Origin of the sequence: Rhizobium sp. F40D2 (assembly GCF_051810745.2) — a bacterium.
Taxonomy (GTDB): Bacteria; Pseudomonadota; Alphaproteobacteria; order Rhizobiales; family Rhizobiaceae; genus Rhizobium.
Genome location: NZ_JBPWQX020000002.1, coordinates 404,668 through 422,961 on the forward strand (window position 1 = coordinate 404,668; position 18,294 = coordinate 422,961).

At 57.5% G+C, this 18,294-nt stretch carries 15 protein-coding genes and 2 pseudogenes; 8 read left to right on the forward strand and 9 right to left on the reverse strand.

The features are described 5' to 3' along the window. The first annotated feature begins 393 nt into the window (after nucleotides 1–393). Nucleotides 394–1,590, forward strand: coding sequence for a Na+/H+ antiporter NhaA (nhaA, locus tag ACS4RS_RS26670; RefSeq protein ID WP_439013274.1), 1,197 nt, complete (start codon nucleotides 394–396; stop codon nucleotides 1,588–1,590). Nucleotides 1,591–1,950: 360 nt separating this feature from the next. Here nhaA and ACS4RS_RS26675 read toward each other — a convergent pair whose 3' ends face one another. Together ACS4RS_RS26675 and ACS4RS_RS26680 are read right to left on the reverse strand one after the other, a co-directional pair. Beyond that, nucleotides 1,951–3,213: a cation:proton antiporter domain-containing protein gene (locus ACS4RS_RS26675; protein WP_439013040.1), complete on the reverse strand. Its 1,263-nt coding sequence runs from the start codon at nucleotides 3,211–3,213 to the stop codon at nucleotides 1,951–1,953. A gap of 490 nt (nucleotides 3,214–3,703) precedes the next feature. Next, nucleotides 3,704–3,964 (reverse strand): hypothetical protein, encoded by a 261-nt coding sequence (locus tag ACS4RS_RS26680; protein WP_439013041.1) that lies wholly within the window; start codon nucleotides 3,962–3,964, stop codon nucleotides 3,704–3,706. Nucleotides 3,965–4,751: 787 nt separating this feature from the next. Between ACS4RS_RS26680 and ACS4RS_RS26685 the strand changes: the two genes are divergently transcribed. The 5 genes from ACS4RS_RS26685 to ACS4RS_RS26705 all read left to right on the forward strand — a co-directional run bounded on the left by ACS4RS_RS26685 (nucleotide 4,752) and on the right by ACS4RS_RS26705 (nucleotide 9,918). Further along, nucleotides 4,752–6,098 carry a substrate-binding protein gene (locus ACS4RS_RS26685; protein WP_439013042.1) on the forward strand — a complete coding sequence of 449 codons (1,347 nt, stop codon included), beginning with the start codon at nucleotides 4,752–4,754 and terminating at the stop codon, nucleotides 6,096–6,098. A gap of 103 nt (nucleotides 6,099–6,201) precedes the next feature. Beyond that, nucleotides 6,202–7,227, forward strand: coding sequence for an ABC transporter permease subunit (locus ACS4RS_RS26690; RefSeq protein ID WP_439013043.1), 1,026 nt, complete (start codon nucleotides 6,202–6,204; stop codon nucleotides 7,225–7,227). Nucleotides 7,228–7,229: 2 nt separating this feature from the next. Then, nucleotides 7,230–8,378: an ABC transporter permease subunit gene (locus ACS4RS_RS26695; protein WP_439013044.1), complete on the forward strand. Its 1,149-nt coding sequence runs from the start codon at nucleotides 7,230–7,232 to the stop codon at nucleotides 8,376–8,378. Between the two features lie 5 nt (nucleotides 8,379–8,383). Continuing rightward, a complete protein-coding gene (locus ACS4RS_RS26700) occupies nucleotides 8,384–9,151 on the forward strand; it encodes an ATP-binding cassette domain-containing protein (RefSeq protein ID WP_439013045.1) in 768 nt (255 codons plus the stop codon). Nucleotides 9,152–9,168: 17 nt separating this feature from the next. Then, nucleotides 9,169–9,918, forward strand: a complete 750-nt coding sequence (locus tag ACS4RS_RS26705; RefSeq protein WP_439013275.1) for an ATP-binding cassette domain-containing protein — start codon at nucleotides 9,169–9,171, stop codon at nucleotides 9,916–9,918. A gap of 179 nt (nucleotides 9,919–10,097) precedes the next feature. Here the strand turns inward: ACS4RS_RS26705 and ACS4RS_RS26710 are convergent, their stop codons facing one another. Together ACS4RS_RS26710 and ACS4RS_RS26715 are read right to left on the reverse strand one after the other, a co-directional pair. Continuing rightward, nucleotides 10,098–10,370, reverse strand: a complete 273-nt coding sequence (locus tag ACS4RS_RS26710; RefSeq protein ID WP_439013046.1) for a hypothetical protein — start codon at nucleotides 10,368–10,370, stop codon at nucleotides 10,098–10,100. An 11-nt stretch (nucleotides 10,371–10,381) separates the two neighbouring features. Next, nucleotides 10,382–10,826 (reverse strand): annotated as a pseudogene (locus tag ACS4RS_RS26715) (thiamine pyrophosphate-binding protein); the annotation flags it as partial. Nucleotides 10,827–11,152: 326 nt separating this feature from the next. Here ACS4RS_RS26715 and ACS4RS_RS26720 point away from each other — a divergent pair. Next, the gene (locus tag ACS4RS_RS26720) at nucleotides 11,153–12,208 is read left to right on the forward strand and encodes an AI-2E family transporter (protein WP_439013047.1); all 1,056 of its coding nucleotides are present in this window, start codon (nucleotides 11,153–11,155) and stop codon (nucleotides 12,206–12,208) included. Between the two features lie 390 nt (nucleotides 12,209–12,598). Beyond that, nucleotides 12,599–13,015, forward strand: coding sequence for a hypothetical protein (locus tag ACS4RS_RS26725; RefSeq protein ID WP_439013048.1), 417 nt, complete (start codon nucleotides 12,599–12,601; stop codon nucleotides 13,013–13,015). Between the two features lie 42 nt (nucleotides 13,016–13,057). Here the strand turns inward: ACS4RS_RS26725 and ACS4RS_RS26730 are convergent, their stop codons facing one another. The 5 genes and pseudogenes from ACS4RS_RS26730 to ACS4RS_RS26750 form a co-directional block, all read right to left on the reverse strand. After that, on the reverse strand, nucleotides 13,058–13,549 hold the full coding sequence (locus ACS4RS_RS26730; RefSeq protein WP_439013049.1) for a DUF305 domain-containing protein: 492 nt from the start codon (nucleotides 13,547–13,549) through the stop codon (nucleotides 13,058–13,060). A 286-nt stretch (nucleotides 13,550–13,835) separates the two neighbouring features. Next, nucleotides 13,836–15,730, reverse strand: a pseudogene (locus ACS4RS_RS26735) (potassium transporter Kup). A 267-nt stretch (nucleotides 15,731–15,997) separates the two neighbouring features. Next, complete coding sequence (locus ACS4RS_RS26740; protein WP_439013050.1) at nucleotides 15,998–16,552, reverse strand: SH3 domain-containing protein; 555 nt, start codon at nucleotides 16,550–16,552, stop codon at nucleotides 15,998–16,000. A gap of 121 nt (nucleotides 16,553–16,673) precedes the next feature. Continuing rightward, on the reverse strand, nucleotides 16,674–16,802 hold the full coding sequence (locus ACS4RS_RS26745) for a hypothetical protein (RefSeq protein WP_439013051.1): 129 nt from the start codon (nucleotides 16,800–16,802) through the stop codon (nucleotides 16,674–16,676). Between the two features lie 156 nt (nucleotides 16,803–16,958). Then, nucleotides 16,959–18,143 (reverse strand): FAD-binding domain, encoded by a 1,185-nt coding sequence (locus ACS4RS_RS26750; protein WP_439013052.1) that lies wholly within the window; start codon nucleotides 18,141–18,143, stop codon nucleotides 16,959–16,961. Nucleotides 18,144–18,294: the final 151 nt, after the last annotated feature.

Sequence of the window (18,294 nt, forward strand, 5' to 3'; positions counted from 1 at the left end):
CCCGAGTTTAAAGTCTTCGAGACACGCGAGATGAGCCATTTTGCAGCAGGCCCAGCGCTTGGGGGCTCACTTTCCGCATTTGCCGAACCGCTTCCAAACCTTGCCAAACTGGAGCATCGACGTCCCAGGCATCTTGGCTGTGTCATCACGAACCGATTTCATTGGTCCGCTGCGATCCCAGCCAGGATCGACTTCGGGCTGACGGGTCGATGTGACAGAATGGATGAGTGCAACCCTCATTAACTTATGAAGCGATACCTCTATTCGCGATGGAAAATCATTCGCGCTTGCGCTATCGAGTGACCACGGCGTGTGCTGCGTGCGCCGCGGGATTCCCGAAATCGACGGAGATTGAAGATCAACCTTCCAACTGGGGAGCGCGAGCGCGAACCTATGTCCTTGTCGACCGCCACTGGCCGTATTCAATCCACCCTCCGTAGTTTCCTCGACAGTGAGGCGTCAGGCGGCCTCGTCCTCATGGCTACCGCGGCGCTGGCCCTTGCCGTGGCGAACTCCCCGTTGGCGGATGCCTACTTCCACACACTCGATCTCCACGTCGGGCCGCTGAGCGTGCTGCATTGGATCAACGACGCGCTGATGGCCGTCTTCTTCCTTCTGGTCGGTCTGGAAATCAAGCGCGAGATGCTCGACGGCCAGCTCTCCACATGGAGCCGGCGCATCCTGCCGGGTGCGGCAGCCGCGGGCGGCATGTTGGCGCCGGCTCTGATCTATGTGGCCTTCAATCTGAGCAATTCAACAGGCCTGCGTGGATGGGCGATTCCGACGGCAACTGACATCGCCTTTGCGCTCGGCGTCCTGTCGCTCTTTGGAAACCGCGTGCCTGCGTCATTGAAGATATTTCTGGCGGCGCTCGCCATAATTGACGACCTCGGCGCCGTTCTGGTGATCGCGATCTTCTACACCGGCAATCTCCATCTGCTGGCCTTGGCCGGAGCGACCGTAACGCTCGCGATCCTATTCACGATGAACCGAATGGGTGTCACGAGGCTCTCGGCTTATGTCGTGCTTGGTGTCGCGCTGTGGGCATTGGTCTTCGCCTCGGGCATTCATGCCACCCTCGCGGGTGTAATGCTCGCCCTGGCGATTCCTATCAAGACGACACCCGGTGCACCGGAGGCGAGCGACGAGGATTCCCTGCTTCACCGTCTCGAGCATCTTCTCCATCGGCCGGTCGCATTCCTGATCGTTCCGCTATTCGGCTTCGCCAATGCAGGCGTCTCACTGGCCGGGACGAGTCTTTCGACGCTCGTCGATCCCCACACGCTGGGTGTGGCCGCCGGACTGTCGCTTGGCAAGCTGGTAGGAGTCCTTGCGGTCATCGCAATTCTCGTAAAGCTGCGATTGGCGCAGCTACCCGCGACCGCCAATTGGACGCAGATGACAGGCATCGCGCTCCTTTGTGGCATCGGCTTCACAATGAGTCTGTTTATCGGCATGCTGGCCTTCGACGATCCCGCCGTTCAGAACAAGGTTAAGATCGGCATTCTTCTCGGCTCCGCTCTCTCCGGTTTCGCAGGATCCGCCGTCCTGCTGGCGTGCAAGAGGAAATCACCGCGTCGCGGGGCCTAACGGATTGCCTTTGTCTTTCCTAGGAGACGGCGTAGCGCGCGTTCGCATAGCGTCGACAATTCTGGCGCGACGGATTTGATCCAGAGGCACTTGCTTCTCGATAGGCGCGATCGCAGCGGCACTCGGCACCAGGTGGTCGATCGCGTCGGCGGTTTCCAGTAGAAGATCTGCCTCCATCGACTAAAATCCGGCTTGCGGGTTGGTTGTCGCCGAGATCGCGTGCTCGTGCACAATTGGCGGCGGGACCTTCTCGAGGCCTGGCAGGGTGTCTGCGGCATCGATCAGCCGGACGAGGTGCAGCAGCCGGGCAGGATGCGAGACCGGCTTGCCGTCGATTTCGGGTTCTTCTTTGCTCCGATTTCAGCCTACGACATCCTTTTGCTCCAAGACGCGTTTCGCGACGGAGCCGAGTGTCAGTCCCTGAACGAGAATCGTGAACACCACAACGAAATAGGTCGCCGAAAGAAGGATTGGCTTCCATTCGCTCTCCGGGAGCGATAGCGCCAGCGCGATGGAGATTCCGCCCCGCAAGCCTCCCCAGACAAGCACGGCCACCGTTCCACGCTGGAAGCTGTACCAGCGCTTGAGAGCCGTGACGGCCGTCGCCGTTGCGAGAAGTCGCGCGGCGACTGCGACCGGAATTGCCAACAGTGAGAGCGGCAAGTATGAGGCGTCGAACCGGAGGACGAGCACTTCGAGGCCGATCAACAGGAACAGAATGGAGTTGAGAATCTGGTCGACCAAAGTCCAGAAGCCGAAGAGGTAGCGTTGGGTAAGATCGCTGAGGGCGTCCTTCGGCCCGCGGTTGCCGACGAGAATGCCGGCGACGACGACGGCGATCGGACCACTTGTGTGCAGGGCCGTTGCAAGCGAATAGCAGCCCATCGCAAGGGCGATGGAGATGAGAACCTCCACCGGATAATCGTCTATCGCCCGCATCGCGCGATAGGCAGCGTAACCGCAGGCAAGGCCCAGCAGGCCGCCGCCGATAGCTTCGAGGAGGAACAGTTCACCGATCTTCGCCGCTCCTACGCTTTCTCCGCCGCTTCCAGCCGCAAAAGCCACAAGAGCGGTAAACAGAACGACGCCCACGCCGTCATTGAATAAGGATTCGCCGGCCATGTCGGTTTCAAGCTCGACAGGCACCTTCACGGCCTTCAACGTCGCCAGCACGGCGACGGGGTCAGTGGGGCTGATAAGCGCCCCAAAGACGAGCGTCCAGGCGAAGGGTAGGTCGATGCCCGCCATGTGCGCCACCCCCCAAATCGATGCGGCAACGAGCACGGTTGAAATGATCGTACCGGCGATTGCCATCGATCCGACAACCGCCAACCGCGAGCGGAGCGCTGCGAAATCGACGTGGAGTGATCCTGCGAACAGCAGGAAGGCCAGCATCCCGTTCATGACCGTAGTCTGGAAGTCCACCTGCTTCACCAGATCGGCGAGCTGTTCGTAGAGGGCGACGTTCGGCAACGCCATCCCCAGCGTGACAAGCAGGGTCGACGATGCCAGTCCCATGACGAGAATGCCGATGGAGGGCGGAAGACGCAGGTAGCGCTGGTTTATCCAAGAGAAGGCGGCGGTGAGGGCGAGCAGCAGGGCGATGAGATCGAAGATAGACAACAAACGTTCCCCAGGAGCGGCTGGTGCTGACGCGGCTCAGATCACCGAGTGAAGGCCAAGTTTGACGACTCGGCCGGTTGGAAGTCGGAAATAGTCTGTCGCATTCCCGGTATTCCAAGCAAGCGCGGTGAGCAGGCCGTCCCGCCAAAAGGGCTGCCACGGTTCTCGGATGTAGCCAGAGATAATCAACAGGCGGCTGAGCCGCGGATGGAAGTTTGCGGGAGATCTTTTCCCTACCCGAAACATGTCGGGGCCATCATCGCATTGAGAATGGCATTCTGCTCGTACACGGCATTTGTAATGCTGGAGCTTGTGCAACGGGCGGCTTCAACCTCGCTCGTCAGAAAGATCGCCCAGGGAATCGCTCGTGGCTCTCTCTGCGTCAACTTATCGATGAATGCACTTTAGGGAATTTCTCATCTATGGGGGCACGAGCAGGCGTCGTCCCGATGGTTACCCCTGCAATATGGACGATATTAAAACATGCTCGTCAGGGGGGCCAACGGACGAGCTGCCCGAGCCTTTCGGGCCAAAGTCCTTTTTCGTCCATGACGCCGATTGGTAGCGCGTCTCTCTGTCTGACCAGCAAAGCCAAATGGATGGCGGCCTCCAGAGGCTCTTCGCAAGCCACACCCGGTCTTCCCTTGATGACAAGCTGGCCGCTTATCCGGAGGCTGTCGCCAGCGACGACGATAATGTGACCAGGATAGGCCGGCGCAGTGTCGTTATTGACGAGATCGAAACCTTTCATCGCTGCTCTCTTCTAGAAGCTAGGGAAGGATTTCGGCTCGAACCTGAGAAATGGTCATGCCCGAAGCTCGACATTCAAGAATTCGGCAAATTGTCAGATGGCAGGCGGGGTCGCTTCGTTTCGTTCCCGACCGCCTGCACCACTCATCAAGGATCATACTGACAGCCACGTCCTCACGGAAATCGTTAGGCGCCTGCTGGCGGCCCTGGCTGAACGCCGGGACAGCCAGGCCGAGGAACTTCATACTAGCTGCGAGCGCCGTTAATATCATGCCGTGATATTACTCGCGTTTTCTCGGGTTAGCAACGGATGGCGTTGTCGGTATCCAAAAAATCTGCACCCTGAACACAAGGGAGCGAATCCGCGTCAGGAGTCGCGCAACGTCGCGAGAGGTCCACCCTCCACAAGTTTCTCGACGGCGAGGCGTCCGGCGGTTTGGTCCTCATTGGCGCTGGTTTGTGAATTTTCCAACCGGCAAACATAATTCCACACTGCAATGCCGCGCAGCGTTGCCGGACACCGTTGATCCCGGTGCATCGCCCTTATCTAACGCAAGGCCAGCCGCTTTGTGAGGGGTATTTCCATCTGTTCTGGCGCAGGGATTGAAGGAAGGCAACGACGGAGAATTCCATCGGCTTACTTCAGGATAGCGGGGGGCGCGACTGAATTCGGCAGATGCTCGGCCAATTGCCTCTTAGACTTATTGCTAATTGTTTCCGCTCCGGCAGGGGGTAGCCTTTGTTGGCCTTTTTTGAAAAGGAACATTTCGACTTTGGGAGGAGTTCGTATGTCAAAATTCATCATCAATCGCCGTGGCCTTTTGAAGGCAGGCGCCGTATCCGGTATTGCCCTTTCTGCGCCGCTGCATTTTATCCGCAATGCCTATGCGGACGACATGTCTTGCAACGTGCCGACCGGAAACACCGTGACGCTCGGTTTCAATGTGCCTCAGACGGGTCCTTATGCCGATGAAGGCATGGATGAATTGCGGGCCTTCCAGCTTGCGGTCAAGCACCTGAATGGTGAAGGCGACGGCGGCATGCTTTCGACTTTCACCTCAAAGGCTCTCAAGGGTAATGGCGTACTTGGCAAGAAGGTCGCCTATGTTTCGGGTGACACACAGACCAAATCCGATGCAGCGCGCGATTCCGCCAAGCGTATGATCGAAAAAGATGGTGCGATCATGATCAGCGGTGGCTCCTCGTCGGGCGTTGCCGTCGCGGTTCAGAGCCTTTGCCAGGACATGGGCGTCCTCTTCATGGCTGGCCTGACGCATTCCAACGACACGACCGGCAAAGACAAGAAGCGCTACGGTTTCCGGCACTTCTTTAATGCGTACATGTCCGGCATCGCTCTCGGCCCCGTGCTCGGTGAGGCCTACGGCAAGGATCGCGTCGCCTATCATCTCACTGCTGACTACACGTGGGGTTGGACGCAGGAAGAATCCATGAAGAATGCCACCGAAGCGCTCGGCTGGAAGACGGTGGCCGCCGTTCGCACGCCGCTTGGTGCCGGTGACTTCTCGCAATATATCACACCGGTCCTCAATTCCGGTGCCGACGTCCTAATTCTCAACCACTACGGCAAGGACATGATCAATTCGCTGACGCAGGCTGTGCAGTTCGGCATGCGCGACAAGCAGGTCAACGGCAAGCAGTTCGAGATCGTTGTCCCGCTATTCTCCGAACTTATGGCCCAAGGTGCCGGCACGGCTATCAAGGGCATTTACGGCACGGCGAACTGGGACTGGAAGTTGGACAACGCTGGAACGAAGGCTTTCACTCAGTCCTTCGGCAAGGAATACGGCTTTCCGCCGTCCCAAGCGGCTCAGACATGCTACGTGCAGGCGCTTCTTTATGCCGATGCCTGTGAACGGGCCGGAACCTTCTATGCACCGGAGGTGATCAAGGCTCTGGAAGGCTATGAGTTTGACGGGCTCGGCAACGGAGCGACAACCTATCGTGCGGAGGATCACCAATGCTTCAAGGACGTGCTCGTCGTGCAGGGTAAGGAAGAGCCTAAGGACAAGTACGATCTTCTGGCGATCAAGAAGATCGTCCCGGCCAAGGACGTGACCTACGAGGCTTCGCTCTTCGGTGGTGATCTCGGTCCGGCCGACGCCAAGAAGTGCTGACGACCTGCTGTCAACCAACGGTTGCGGCGCGAAGGCTGCAGCCGTTTGACATCACTGGCACCGGCAGGTGCCAGAAATACTCTTTACATCCGGCGGTATAGATATGGACGCTCTCCTGCTTCAGATCCTGAACGGGTTGGACAAAGGTGGGGCTTATGCCCTGATTGCCCTTGGCCTGACACTCGTCTTTGGAACTTTGGGCGTGGTGAATTTTGCCCACGGCGCCCTGTTCATGATCGGCGCCTTTTGCGCGGTTGGCTTCAATCAGCTTCTCACATTTGAAACCGTTACGGTCGATCCAACGCAAATGACCGCCTGGGGCACGCCGCTGGAGGTCCGCACCCCGTATATGGAAGCGTGGCTGGGGGATTTTGGCCGCTTCCTGATCGATTATTCCGTGCCGGCATCGATGATCCTGGCCATACCCACGATGCTACTCATCGGCATCATCATGGAACGTGGACTGATCCGGCATTTCTACAAGCGTCCTCATTCCGACCAGATCCTGGTAACCTTTGGTTCGGCAATTGTCGTCCAGGAGATCATCAAGCATTTCTTCGGAGCAAACCCGATCCCGCAGCATGCCCCTTCCGCCTTTTCCGGGACTGCCGAGGTCGGCCAGCTCATCGGCCTTGGCGATGCTTTGCCTTATCCCTGGTGGCGGCTGATCTATCTGTTGTTCTCAGTCGGCATTATAGGCGCTGTGTTTTCGTTCCTGCAATTCACCACATATGGCATGGTGGTCCGCGCTGGCATGCGCGATCGTGAAACCGTTGGCTTGCTCGGGATCAACATAGAGCGGCGCTTCACCGTTGTCTTCGGTCTTGCTGCGGTGGTGGCTGGCCTTGCCGGCGTGATGTACACTCCCATCCTACCGCCCGATTACCATCTGGGGATGGATTTCCTGGTTTTGTCGTTTGTCGTGGTCGTCGTCGGAGGCATGGGGTCTCTTGGAGGTGCGGTAGCTGCCGGCTTCTTGCTGGGCATCCTGCAGTCCTTCGCCTCGATGAACGAAGTTAAAATGATTTTTCCCGGTATCGATCAGATCATCATCTATCTGGTTGCCGTGGTGATTCTGCTGACGCGTCCCCGCGGCCTGATGGGCCGAACCGGCGTGATGGAGGACTGATCTTGATTGCGACACTTTCCCGCAACGACTGGCTATTGCTTATCATCTTCTCGCTTTTCGTCCTGGCGAGCCCCATCACGTTGCAGCCTTTGGGTGCGGCCTATCCAGCTCTCATGCAAAAATTCTGTATTTTTGGGATTTTCGCCCTCGGCTTCAATATTCTCTTCGGGTTGACGGGTTATCTCTCTTTCGGTCATGCAGCTTTCATCGGCGCAGGCTCCTATGCTGCGGTCTGGATGTTCAAGCTTGTCACGATGAATGTTATCCCGGCCGTTCTGTTCGGCGTGCTGGTCGCGGCACTGTTTTCAGTCATGATCGGTTACATCTGCCTGCGGCGTTCGGGCATCTACTTCTCCATTCTGACGCTGGCCTTCGCGCAGATGTCGTACAATCTCGCCTATTCGGTGCTGACGCCGTTGACAAACGGCGAGACGGGCTTGCAACTGACCGTTCAGGATCCCCGGGTCCTTGATGTCATGTTTGCGGCGCCGAGCGCTGGCCTGCCGCGCGCCAATTTTTTTGGCCTGGACATCAGCGGTGGCGGAATGGCAGGGTTCTACTTCTGTGCGATCGCGTTAATCCTCTGTTTTTACATCGCTCTCAAAATATTCCGATCGCCCTATGGTTTGATGCTGCGGGCCATCAAGTCCAACCAGAACCGGTTGCGCTATACCGGGGTGAACACTCGGCCGTATCTCTTGACTGCATTCGTGATTTCCGGTGCCTATGCCGGACTTGCCGGTGCGTTGATGGCTGCGACTGATCCGCTGGCAGGTGCCGAGCGCATGCAGTGGACGGCGTCGGGAGAGGTTGTGCTCATGACCATTCTTGGAGGCGCTGGAACATTGCTGGGTCCTATCCTGGGCGCTGGCATCATCAAATATTTCGAGAACATCTTTTCATCGTTCAGCGACCGGACATTGCATGGCATCTTCGGCTTTCTGCCCGATGGTATCGAGACTGCCGTCGTCAAGGTTCTCTCGCTTTTTGTCGGTGACGGCTGGAATTTGACGCTAGGCGTGATCTTCATGCTTATCGTCATCTTTCTTCCCGGAGGCATCATGGAAGGGCTCAACCGGATCCTACACTTTTTCAAAGGCGGGGGCGGCGGCAAACCGGCCGTCGTTGGCCACCCTGAAGCGGCGGAGTAAAGCCAATGACGGCGGACAATATTGTGTTGCACGTAGCCGATGTCAGCAAGCGCTTCGGCGGGCTACAGGCGCTCAGCGGCATTGATCTGCAGATTCAGGAGGGCACCGTCCATGCAATCATCGGACCTAATGGAGCGGGAAAATCGACGCTGCTCAATGTCTGTATCGGTCGCATCCGTCCAGACGAGGGGCACGTTGTCTTCGCCGGCAAGACGCTCGATCGGCAGCAACCACACGAAATCAACCAGCTCGGCGTCAGCCGGGTATTTCAGACGCCGGAGATCTTCCAGGATCTGTCGCTTCTCGACAATGTCATGATACCGGCGTTTGCACGCCGCGACGGTGCCTTCCGCTTCAGCGCCCTGCGCATCGTGAACAGTGAAACCGATATCCGTGAAGAAGCTGAATTTTTCCTTCAGGACACAGGACTCTACGAACGTCGCTTCGACAATGCCGGATCGCTTTCGCGCGGCGACAAGCGCCGTCTCGAGCTGGCCATGTGCCTGATCCAGAAGCCGAAGCTGCTGCTTCTCGACGAGCCGACCGCCGGCATGTCGCGTCATGACACGAACAAGACGATCGAGCTGCTCACCCGCATCAAGGCCCGGGGCATGACAAAGGTTATTATCGAGCATGACATGCATGTTGTCTTCTCGCTGGCCGATCGCATCAGCGTTCTTGCGCAGGGGCGGATCATCGCGGAAGGTCTGCCAGAGGAGATACGCGGTCATCAGAAGGTCAAGGAAGCCTATCTTGGGGAGTTACACGAGTGAACATCATGGCCGGGACGATGATCGTGGATCAGGGGAGAGGCATAGTGAATAAGGCTAGCGAGTTGCCGTTCTTCAGCGTGAGAGACATTCATGCGTGGTACGGCGAATCCTACATCGTACAGGGTGCATCCTTCGAGATTGCCAAGGGCGAGGTACTGTCGCTGTTGGGGCGAAACGGGGCCGGCAAAACCTCAACACTCAGGACCCTGGCGCGCGCCAGCAATCCGACGCTCAAACGCGGCGAAATCTGGCTTGATGGCACACCTCTGCACAAGATGCAGGCATATCAAGCCGCACAGGCCGGCGTTCAGCTTGTTCCTGAGGATCGCCGAATCATCGGCGGATTGACAGTCGAGGAAAATCTAGTGCTCGCCCAGATAGCGGGTCAGAAGGGCTGGCCGATCGAAAAGATCTACGAACATTTTCCGCGGCTAGCGGAGCGGCGCAACCAGGAGGGCACCACCATGTCCGGAGGCGAGCAGCAGATGCTTGCTGTCGCGCGAGCACTTGCTCGGGATATCAAGATTCTGTTTTTGGACGAGCCCTATGAAGGCCTAGCCCCCGTTATCGTCAAGGAGATAGAAGCGATCGTCCGACAGATTCGCGACATCGGGATTACGACGATTATTGTCGAGCAGAACGCCGTGGCGGCACTGCGGTTTTCGGACCGGGCCGTTATTATGGACAGCGGCGAGGTCGTCTTTTCAGGAGCAGCCAAAGATGTGCTCGACAATCACCAACTGCGCGAAGAATATCTGGCGGTCTAATAAGGCTGTGCCTGCAGCACGCATCGCCGGCTGTTCAAGGGCATCTATCGATGTAAACGCCTCAGCAAAAAATGTGAAGCTCGCAGATCTTGTTGGCGCCGTGCCATTGGCAATACGAGCGCGCCTCGCACCATAGATAGTTGATCTAGCTGAACAACTTCAATTGTTGAATCAGGCCTTCAGCTTCTCTTTGGTTGCATCGACATAAACCCATAGACCCGGCCATGGTCGCCCTTCTCGTTCCTCACAATGTTGGCCTGGTCAAGAGGCACCGCGATGCGATGTTCAGCCATCCCTAGAAAGCCACCGATGTCTTCGTCCTTGGGTCCATAGTGGTGGGCTCCCGTCAAAGTATCGGAAGTCAAGTCCTTCATTTCTGAAGTGAGATAACCTTTCCGCTGAACGGTCGGGCGCACCAGAGCGGTGTTGCCCGTTGGGGCAGGATTGGTCATATTCGACGACTTGCTCGCCGTGGTGGTTGGAGCAACGTATGCCGGCGCGTTGCGACGGTGGCGGCCTGATGCACGAAATCACCGGTCACGTCCTTGGGACGACAGTCAACTTCCTCCTGATAGTGGCCGCCGATTGGTGATCTTGCTTGTTGGCCAACGACTGCCAGCACTGGTTGGTGGTTAAGGCGGGTATCATAGAGGCCGGTTATCAGATGGGCCGCGCCCGGGCCGGAGGTGGCGATACAGACGCCGAGGTCACCCGAAAACTTGGCATAGACCGACGCCATGAACGCCGCCATTTCCTCATGTCGGGCCTGAATGAATTCGATTTTCTCTTTGGGGCGGTTTAAGTGCGCCAAACACGCCATTGATGCCATCTCCCGCATACCCGAAAATCCGCCGAACGCCCCATTGGTGCAGTCGCTCCACGATGAAGTCGCGGACTGTCATTGTCATGTCTATCTCCTGGGGAACACTTCAATAGCCTCGAAACGAGGCATGTTCGGTCAATGTTTCCGCGCGATAGGGCGATACGGAACAGAGCCGTCATCCCGATCGCCGGGGCGGCTGCGTGTGCGGAGCCAATGGATATCGCCGCAATAAAGCGAAAAACGGCTACCTTTTTGTCCCCTTCCGTTTTCGGATGACAGATCCTCGGCCAATGGAACTCATCGGGACTTCGCACCGTTTCCATGAATTGAAAGAGGGATCATGGATAATCGGGCGAGTGACGATGGAAATCAGGTTGGAAAGGAGAGACCCATCCGAGTCCTCGCCCCGCAATGGGCGGTCATCGGGCTTTTTATATATGCGTCGATCCTCTGCCTCAGTTTCGGCAAAGACTTCTTCGTTCCGATTTTGCTCGCATTTCTCCTTGCGCTGGTATTCAGCCCAATCCGCCGTTTTTTGACCGGTTCGGCATCCCGCCAGCCCTGACATCCATACTCATTGTCGGGGTGCTTGTGATCGGGCTGGTCGCAATTATGGGTATGATTGTCGTACCGATCAGCGGCTACCTGGAGAGCCTGCCGCGGATCGAAGATGATCTGCAATCAAAGCTGGCTGGTCTTTCCGAAGCTCTTTCCGGCGCCTTAGAAGCCAGTCGGAAAGTGACGGACCTCCTTAAGAGCCATGCAGGGGACGTGCAGCAAGTTGAACTTCGGGGAAACGGTCCACTGACGAGTGCGGCTTTGATTGTTCCAGCCATGCTGGCTCAGACACTGCTTACCCTGATCCTTCTTCTTTTCCTGCTCGCCTCAGGTGACCTCTTCTATGAAAAACTCGTCGAGGCTATGCCAACGGTGCAGGACAAGCGCCGCGCCATGCAGATCGCCCATGACATAGAACGCAATCTTTCGCGCTATCTTCTAACGATCACGGCCATCAACGCGTCCCTCGCCTTGGTGATTGCGACCCTGCTGTGGCTGATCGGCATGCCCAACGCTGTGTTATTTGGGGTTATCGCGTTCGTCTGCAATTTCGTTCCGTATCTCGGTCCTTTGGCCAGCCTGTTAGCAGGTTCGGCGGTAGCCCTCATATCTTTCGACGGCGTTTGGTATGCGGCTGCTGTTGCAGTGATGTACTTGGTCGTCATGTCCTTCGAGGGGCAGATCGTCACGCCGTATTTTATCGGCCGCCGATTGCAACTGAATACCGTCGTCGTGCTGATTGCGGTCTCGTTTTGGGCGTGGCTCTGGTCCGTCATCGGCATGCTCCTGGCAGTCCCTCTGCTCGTAACGTTGAACGTATTCTGCAATCACATTCCGCGCTTTCGAAGCCTTGGCAATGTCCTGTCGGCAAGGACTGATGTCGCCCCGGATTCGGACCGAGTTACCTGATCTGGCAAGCCATGCCCGCCGTGGGCGGTTTAGCGGGCCCATGCTGGCATCATATGTTTCAACCTTGCCGACATAACGGATTTTTCCGCCCGGATTCATCAATCACCGTCGCATTCTTGCAAGCGGAACGGCTTTGGCTGACCCTACGCATCGCCTGTTTATGGACCTCTACCTTGTGGCAACCGCCATCCACGCGGCGTCGACTCGCGGCTGCCACTTACGTCTTCCAAAGAACGCGCCCGACTCGCCTAGCAGGCTTGCCCGTCTAAAGAACCAATTGAAAAATCTGCCTCCGCATCGTCCCTAGCCAGATCGCCGAGGCGACTGAAAATTGAGTGACCGTCGCGCCCTGAAGGTTGCCCGTTAGTGCGAATTCTGCAACATATGCCTATGGATATCGATTGGTCGCGTTTTCGCACAATTGCCTTCATGTCTCCTGCCGAGGAAGGCAACGGCGTGGTTGTGGAGCTCACGGACATCAAGCTCTCGACGCTTGAAGGGGTAGTTTATGCTTGGATTGATCAAGGCGGCACCGTACTTCGCGTCGGGGCCTCGAACCAGCCGATCGGGACAAGGGTGTTGGCCCTTGGAGAGAACATCAACAAGTCACTTTCAGGACTGGAGAGTCCCACTCCGGAATGGGAGGCGAAGCAATGGGTTGCGCTTGCTAAGCAGGGACGGTTGAGGGCCTTGGTTCACCAACCGCCTGCGATTGACACGGTTGCTGGAAGGGTCCGCCCTTATCTGGGTATAGAGCGTCGCATGATTGCCAGCCTCAAGCCGGTGCTGAATCGCAGCTATCGTTAACCGCCGATGGCCCGCGTGCGGTGGATTACGCCGCGAGCGTTCTTAACGGTCGCGATATGGTGGAATGTCCTTAGCGTCGTCCGCAACCGGATGAGCCCGCAGATCGGCAATAAGTGCTTTCATTTCACCGATTTCGCGAAGTTGGGCTTCAATGATGCCATCAGCCAGCTTCCGTACGCGCGGGTCTTTGATATGGGCGCGTTCGCTGGTCATTATGGCGATCGAGTGATGCGGGATCATCGCTTTCATATAGCTGATGTCGTACACGCTTTCCTGGCTCCGCACGAGCCAGAGGGAGCCTGCGAATGTGATCAGGCTCACGCCGATGATGACGATATTGAGCACCTTATTCTTATACATCGACCACATGAACACCAACATGATCATTGCCATAGCAGCGCCCATCAGCAGCGCCATCCAGGCCCGGGTCTGGCTGTAGCTCACATGGTCGAGCGCGTAGGTATTGAGATACATCAACCCGAACATGATGAGCGTCGAAGTGATTATCATTGCAGCGAAGCGGCCGTAGGACATGCTGCTCTCCTTTCTTCGCCGTCATGAAGGCAATCCGCTAAGAAGGCCATTGATGCGCGGCAAACCCGAGTGATGGTTCTGGGTCATGCCGGCAATCCCACCCGAAGCGGCTTTCAACGCGCCTTAATTGATGCCGGCAAGAGTTGCGAAACCTGCGAAAGCCGGGTTTGTTCCTGCAATCACGAAAAGGTGCCAAGGCAAAGCAGCGCAAGACAGCGGCTGTTTCCGTAGCGGCGACAGAGCCAGACATGAGCGGCAGGCGGAGGGACTATCGTCATCTCCGGCGTCAAATGGCGACCTGGATGCCGAGTTCGACGACACGGCCCATCGGCAACCGAAAATATTCGGTCGCATTGCTCGCATTTCTGGCAAGCGCGATGAAAATGCGGTCCTGCCAGAACGGCATTCCTCTCCTGGCCGACGGGATGAGGGTCCGGCGGGAGAGGAAGAAGCTGGTCGACATGATGTCGAACTTCATGCCGAGTTTCTTGGCCAGCACAAGCGCGCGGGGAATGTTCGGCGTTTCCATGTAGCCGAAGGTGATGACCATGCGGCTGAAGCGCGGATTGAAGCTTTCGAGAAAGATCTTTTCGTCGTCTGGCACGTAAGGAGACGTCGAGGTCGCCACCCCGAGGATGACGTTCTGCTCATGCAGGACCTTGTAATGTTTGAGGCTGTGAAGCAATGCGGTCGGTGCTCCTTCGGTATCGCTGGTCAGGAACACGGCGGTGCCGGGCACTGTCGGCACGCGGCGTTGGGCGAGACTGCCGAGCACGCCTTCGAGCGGCACCTCGTCGGCCCGCGTTCGCTCGGCCAGCAGCTTCCGGCCCGACACCCAGGTCTGCATGAGCAAGGCGATGGTGCAGGCAACCGCCATAGGGACCCACCCCCCTGGGCGAACTTTGCCGCATTGGCGATGAAGAAGCTCGCATCGATGACAATCAGCGGAATGACCACCGCCAATGTTCCCACCAGGTTCCAGCGCCAGATGTTTTTCATCACTACGAACAGCAATATGGCGGTGATGAGCATTTCGCCGGTGACGGCAATGCCGTAAGCGGCCGATAGATTGCCGGAGCTCCGGAAGTTGATGACGAGGATCACGACAGCAACGAAGAGCAGCAGATTGACCTGCGGCATGAAAATCTGGCCCGACTGCGTTTCCGAAGTGTGCCTTATGTCGAAGCGCGGCAGCAAATTGAGATGCATCGCCTGCCGGATGAGCGAATAGGCGCCTGAAATGACCGCCTGGCTTGCGATGACAGTGGCAATCGTGGCGAGGATCACCATGGGTAGCTTTGCCCAGTCCGGCTGCATGCCGAAGAAGGGATGAGCGACCTCTTCGGGATGCGTGAAGACAAAGGCCCCCTGGCCGAAATAGTTCAGCAGCAGGCAAGGAAAGACGAGCCCGAACCATGCGGTGATGATCGGCCGGCGGCCGAAATGGCCAAGATCGACATAGAGTGCCTCCGCGCCGGTGACGGCGAGGAACACCGCGCCCAGCACGGTGATCGCGATCTCTGTATGACTGACGAGATAGCTGATCGCATGATGTGGGCTTATGGCAGCCAGTATTCCCGGATGCTCGGTGATATGGCTGAGCCCGGTGATCCCGAGCACCAGGAACCAGAGCGCGGTAATCGGGCCGAAGATCGCCGCAACGCCGCCGGTGCCGAAGCGCTGAACGAAGAAAACGCCGGCAAGAATGGTCAATGTGGCGGGCACTATCCAGTTGGATAGTTGCGGCGCAACGACTTGCAAACCTTCGACAGCCGAAAGCACCGAGATTGCAGGCGTGATGATCGCATCGCCGAGAAAGAGCGAGGCGCCGATGACGCCAAGGATGAGGATCCATACCGGCCGGCCTTTGGCGCTCTCTCGCGCGAGCGTCATGAGCGACAGCGTGCCGCCTTCTCCCTTGTTGTCGGCACGCAGGACGAAGCCGACATATTTAAACGAGACGACGATGGTAAGAGCCCAAACGATCATGGAGAGAAGGCCGAGAATCTGCGCTCCGTCGACGGTTCCCTCCGTCTGCCCCGAGGCATGAAGAGCCTCGCGGAAGGCATAGAGCGGGCTCGTGCCGATGTCGCCATAGACGACGCCGAGAGCGCCGAGCACAAGCGCGGGACCGCTTTTATGAAGGGGCTCGTCTTCAAGTTCCGGGTCGTCCGCCCGCATTTGCCTCGGGTTCAAGCGATCGCCTTCTCTGTCAAAGAAAAAATCCGGCCTGCGGCCGTTATCACAACTTCACTGGTTTGCCGCTTTCGTTGTCCGGGGAAAGTCGGATGAAGTGTCGTGTATTGGGCCGAGCGTGCATGGTGGTTGGCTCCGCAGCACTTTCGTCTTCGATTATATCGCTGGCCGCCGTGCGGCACCGACCGATCAACAGACTATCTGGGAGCCGCGGCTATATTTGGCAAGGCTCCGACACGGATTGAATATGCCTCATCGAAAGATCTCCTTCGGATAAACACCCCAGAGCGAGGGCTTATCGATGAAGCCTCTGAGCTGGTCCTTATCAACCCTGACGTCGCACCAGGAAAGCGAGCATGAAAGAACTCGAACGCGCACCCTCGGTTCAAGCTTCGCCTCCACCGTGCCGTTCACGCGCGCCTGGGTTCTCAATGCTGCCATGTGCTTGAGCCAAGGGCCGACGATCGCCGTGCGGCGGCTCGAGAGCAGCGAGCGATGCATCCAGCCGGAGATGCCGTCACAGTCGCGAACCTGCCGCCAGTTTCCGTATTCCTCGGTGATCTCCAAAGGCAGGCCTGGGGCCTGATAAATCCATTCCACTGCGTATTCGAAGGCCGGACCTACACGCATGCGCGCCCGGTTCGCTTTCAGCGAGACGAAACGTGGGATTGGGAGGCCGGTTTCGCGCCCTCTTGCTTCCCAGTCCGAAGGTGGCGCAGGGGAAGGCGTGGCAACTGATGTGTCATGCGAGGAAACAATCGCGGCCAACGCCATGAAATATTTCAGAACTATCTTCCGAAGCGGCATCTGTTTCTCTGAAATGATCTTTGTATCGAAATTGGATCAGGGCGCGAGGAGAGTCGAATTCCGCTCTACGATGGGCGAGAGCTGCCGTGAGGCTCACAAATCGCCGACTTTATCGGATGGATCAATTTACGATCACTGCATTGGTCGCGTCGGCGGTTTCCAGCGATCTAACGCCAGGAATCGAAGCTAATGTAAACATCACAATGACATAGGCGGCAAATGTTGCCGCAAGAAAAACGATCCGTCCCACGTCGACTCCTTCTATGTCACGCTGTGATATTCTGGTGACGATTCGGACTTCTGTCAATTCTGAACCTGACGTGAATGATTGGCGCGAGCTCTGGGGCTCAAAGGCATCGACCGGCAGACCGGGTCCGGATGCTTCGTCCGCATTGTTCTTGGCGGGTTAACCTCGATCGTAGTGCGGAAGGTCGAAATTGCTGCGTAATTGACGGCCCAACAGAAAGGCTCCCACGACGGGAAATGAAAAAAGAGAGCTCAGGATATTGCGCAGGGTGATTCCGAATGCGGTTGTCGGAACGAAGGACGAAGCAAAACGCCGCGCGGCCCGCTGCTTGTCGAATAGGAATGGCATCATCCGCGTTTGATAACGGATAAGACCGGCAAGCGGATTATCTGGGACACGCGCGAGCTCGCCGGCAAGCACATAGGCCTCACTCATCGCCAATCCTGAACCCTCACCTGCGAGCAGCGAAACGCAGGCCGCCGCATCGCCGATAAGGACAGTGCGGCCGCTGGTCCAGCTGGACATTTGAATCTGGCTGACGCGATCGAAATAGATCTCCGCCGTTTCGTCCATTTGGCTTAAGATTTCCGGGCACTCCCATCCGGCGTCGCTGAAAGCGTTCCGCAGGGCTGCTTTGCGTCCGGCGTGCGTTAGCGGTAGGTTCGCGGGACCGAAATCCCTGTAAACGAACAGAAAAAGCGTCCAGCCATCCCGCATGGAAAACCGTGAAACCTGCCTGCCCGGTTCGGCATAGCTGAGATAGGTCTGTTCCTCGTGCAACGGATAGCCCTGCAGCTCAAAAGCGGCGGCCTTATATCCAAGATAGGCCTCAAACTGTCTCTCCGATCCGAATTGCAGCTCTCGGACGCGCGAATGGAGGCCATCGGCTCCGACGACGACGTCGAACGTCAGATCGCGGTGGCAATCGAAGCTCACATGCACGCCGGAGGAGCCGTCATCGATCGTCGCGATGCTATCGTCAAAGATTGTTTCGACCTTGCCGTCGAGCGCCGCATAAATCGCTGCCGCCAAATCGCTTCGCTTCAAGCTAACGAAGCGTCCACCGAGCGTCCTTCGTATTGCATCGGTGGAAAATCCGCCCCGCTGCTGTCCATCGCTGCCGACGAAACGTACATCTTTGACGTCATATCCGAGCTCGTGAAGGCGCGGAAGAAGGCCCATCTTCGAAGCCACCTCATATCCGGGGCCCCAGAAGTCGATGATATAGCCTCCGGACCGCAGATGCGAAGCCCGCTCGATCAACACAGGCTCATGGCCGTAATGATGGAGCCAATAGGCTAATGTCGGTCCGGCGATGCCTGCTCCGTTGATCGCTATTTTCATCGTAAGGTCACTCCTAATGCCCGGCGGGGAGGGTGCGGCGTCAAGCGTCTTGGATCTTCGAGCCGTCGAATTCGCATCATTACATTGCGCCGCTCAATTCTTCGCAACATCGGCGTGCCGAGGGGTATTTGCTTCATTCTGACGAGTATCT

Bases quoted from the DNA above. Each gene is read 5' to 3' on its own strand.
- ACS4RS_RS26750 (WP_439013052.1), bottom strand. From the start codon at position 18,143: ATGAAAATAGCGATCAACGGAGCAGGCATCGCCGGACCGACATTAGCC.
- ACS4RS_RS26720 (WP_439013047.1), top strand. From the start codon at position 11,153: ATGGGCGGTCATCGGGCTTTTTATATATGCGTCGATCCTCTGCCTCAG.
- ACS4RS_RS26730 (WP_439013049.1), bottom strand. From the start codon at position 13,549: ATGTCCTACGGCCGCTTCGCTGCAATGATAATCACTTCGACGCTCATC.
- ACS4RS_RS26680 (WP_439013041.1), bottom strand. From the start codon at position 3,964: ATGAAAGGTTTCGATCTCGTCAATAACGACACTGCGCCGGCCTATCCT.
- ACS4RS_RS26725 (WP_439013048.1), top strand. From the start codon at position 12,599: ATGGATATCGATTGGTCGCGTTTTCGCACAATTGCCTTCATGTCTCCT.
- nhaA (WP_439013274.1), top strand. From the start codon at position 394: ATGTCCTTGTCGACCGCCACTGGCCGTATTCAATCCACCCTCCGTAGT.
- ACS4RS_RS26685 (WP_439013042.1), top strand. From the start codon at position 4,752: ATGTCAAAATTCATCATCAATCGCCGTGGCCTTTTGAAGGCAGGCGCC.
- ACS4RS_RS26700 (WP_439013045.1), top strand. From the start codon at position 8,384: ATGACGGCGGACAATATTGTGTTGCACGTAGCCGATGTCAGCAAGCGC.
- ACS4RS_RS26740 (WP_439013050.1), bottom strand. From the start codon at position 16,552: ATGCCGCTTCGGAAGATAGTTCTGAAATATTTCATGGCGTTGGCCGCG.
- ACS4RS_RS26690 (WP_439013043.1), top strand. From the start codon at position 6,202: ATGGACGCTCTCCTGCTTCAGATCCTGAACGGGTTGGACAAAGGTGGG.
- ACS4RS_RS26710 (WP_439013046.1), bottom strand. From the start codon at position 10,370: ATGACCAATCCTGCCCCAACGGGCAACACCGCTCTGGTGCGCCCGACC.
- ACS4RS_RS26705 (WP_439013275.1), top strand. From the start codon at position 9,169: ATGATCGTGGATCAGGGGAGAGGCATAGTGAATAAGGCTAGCGAGTTG.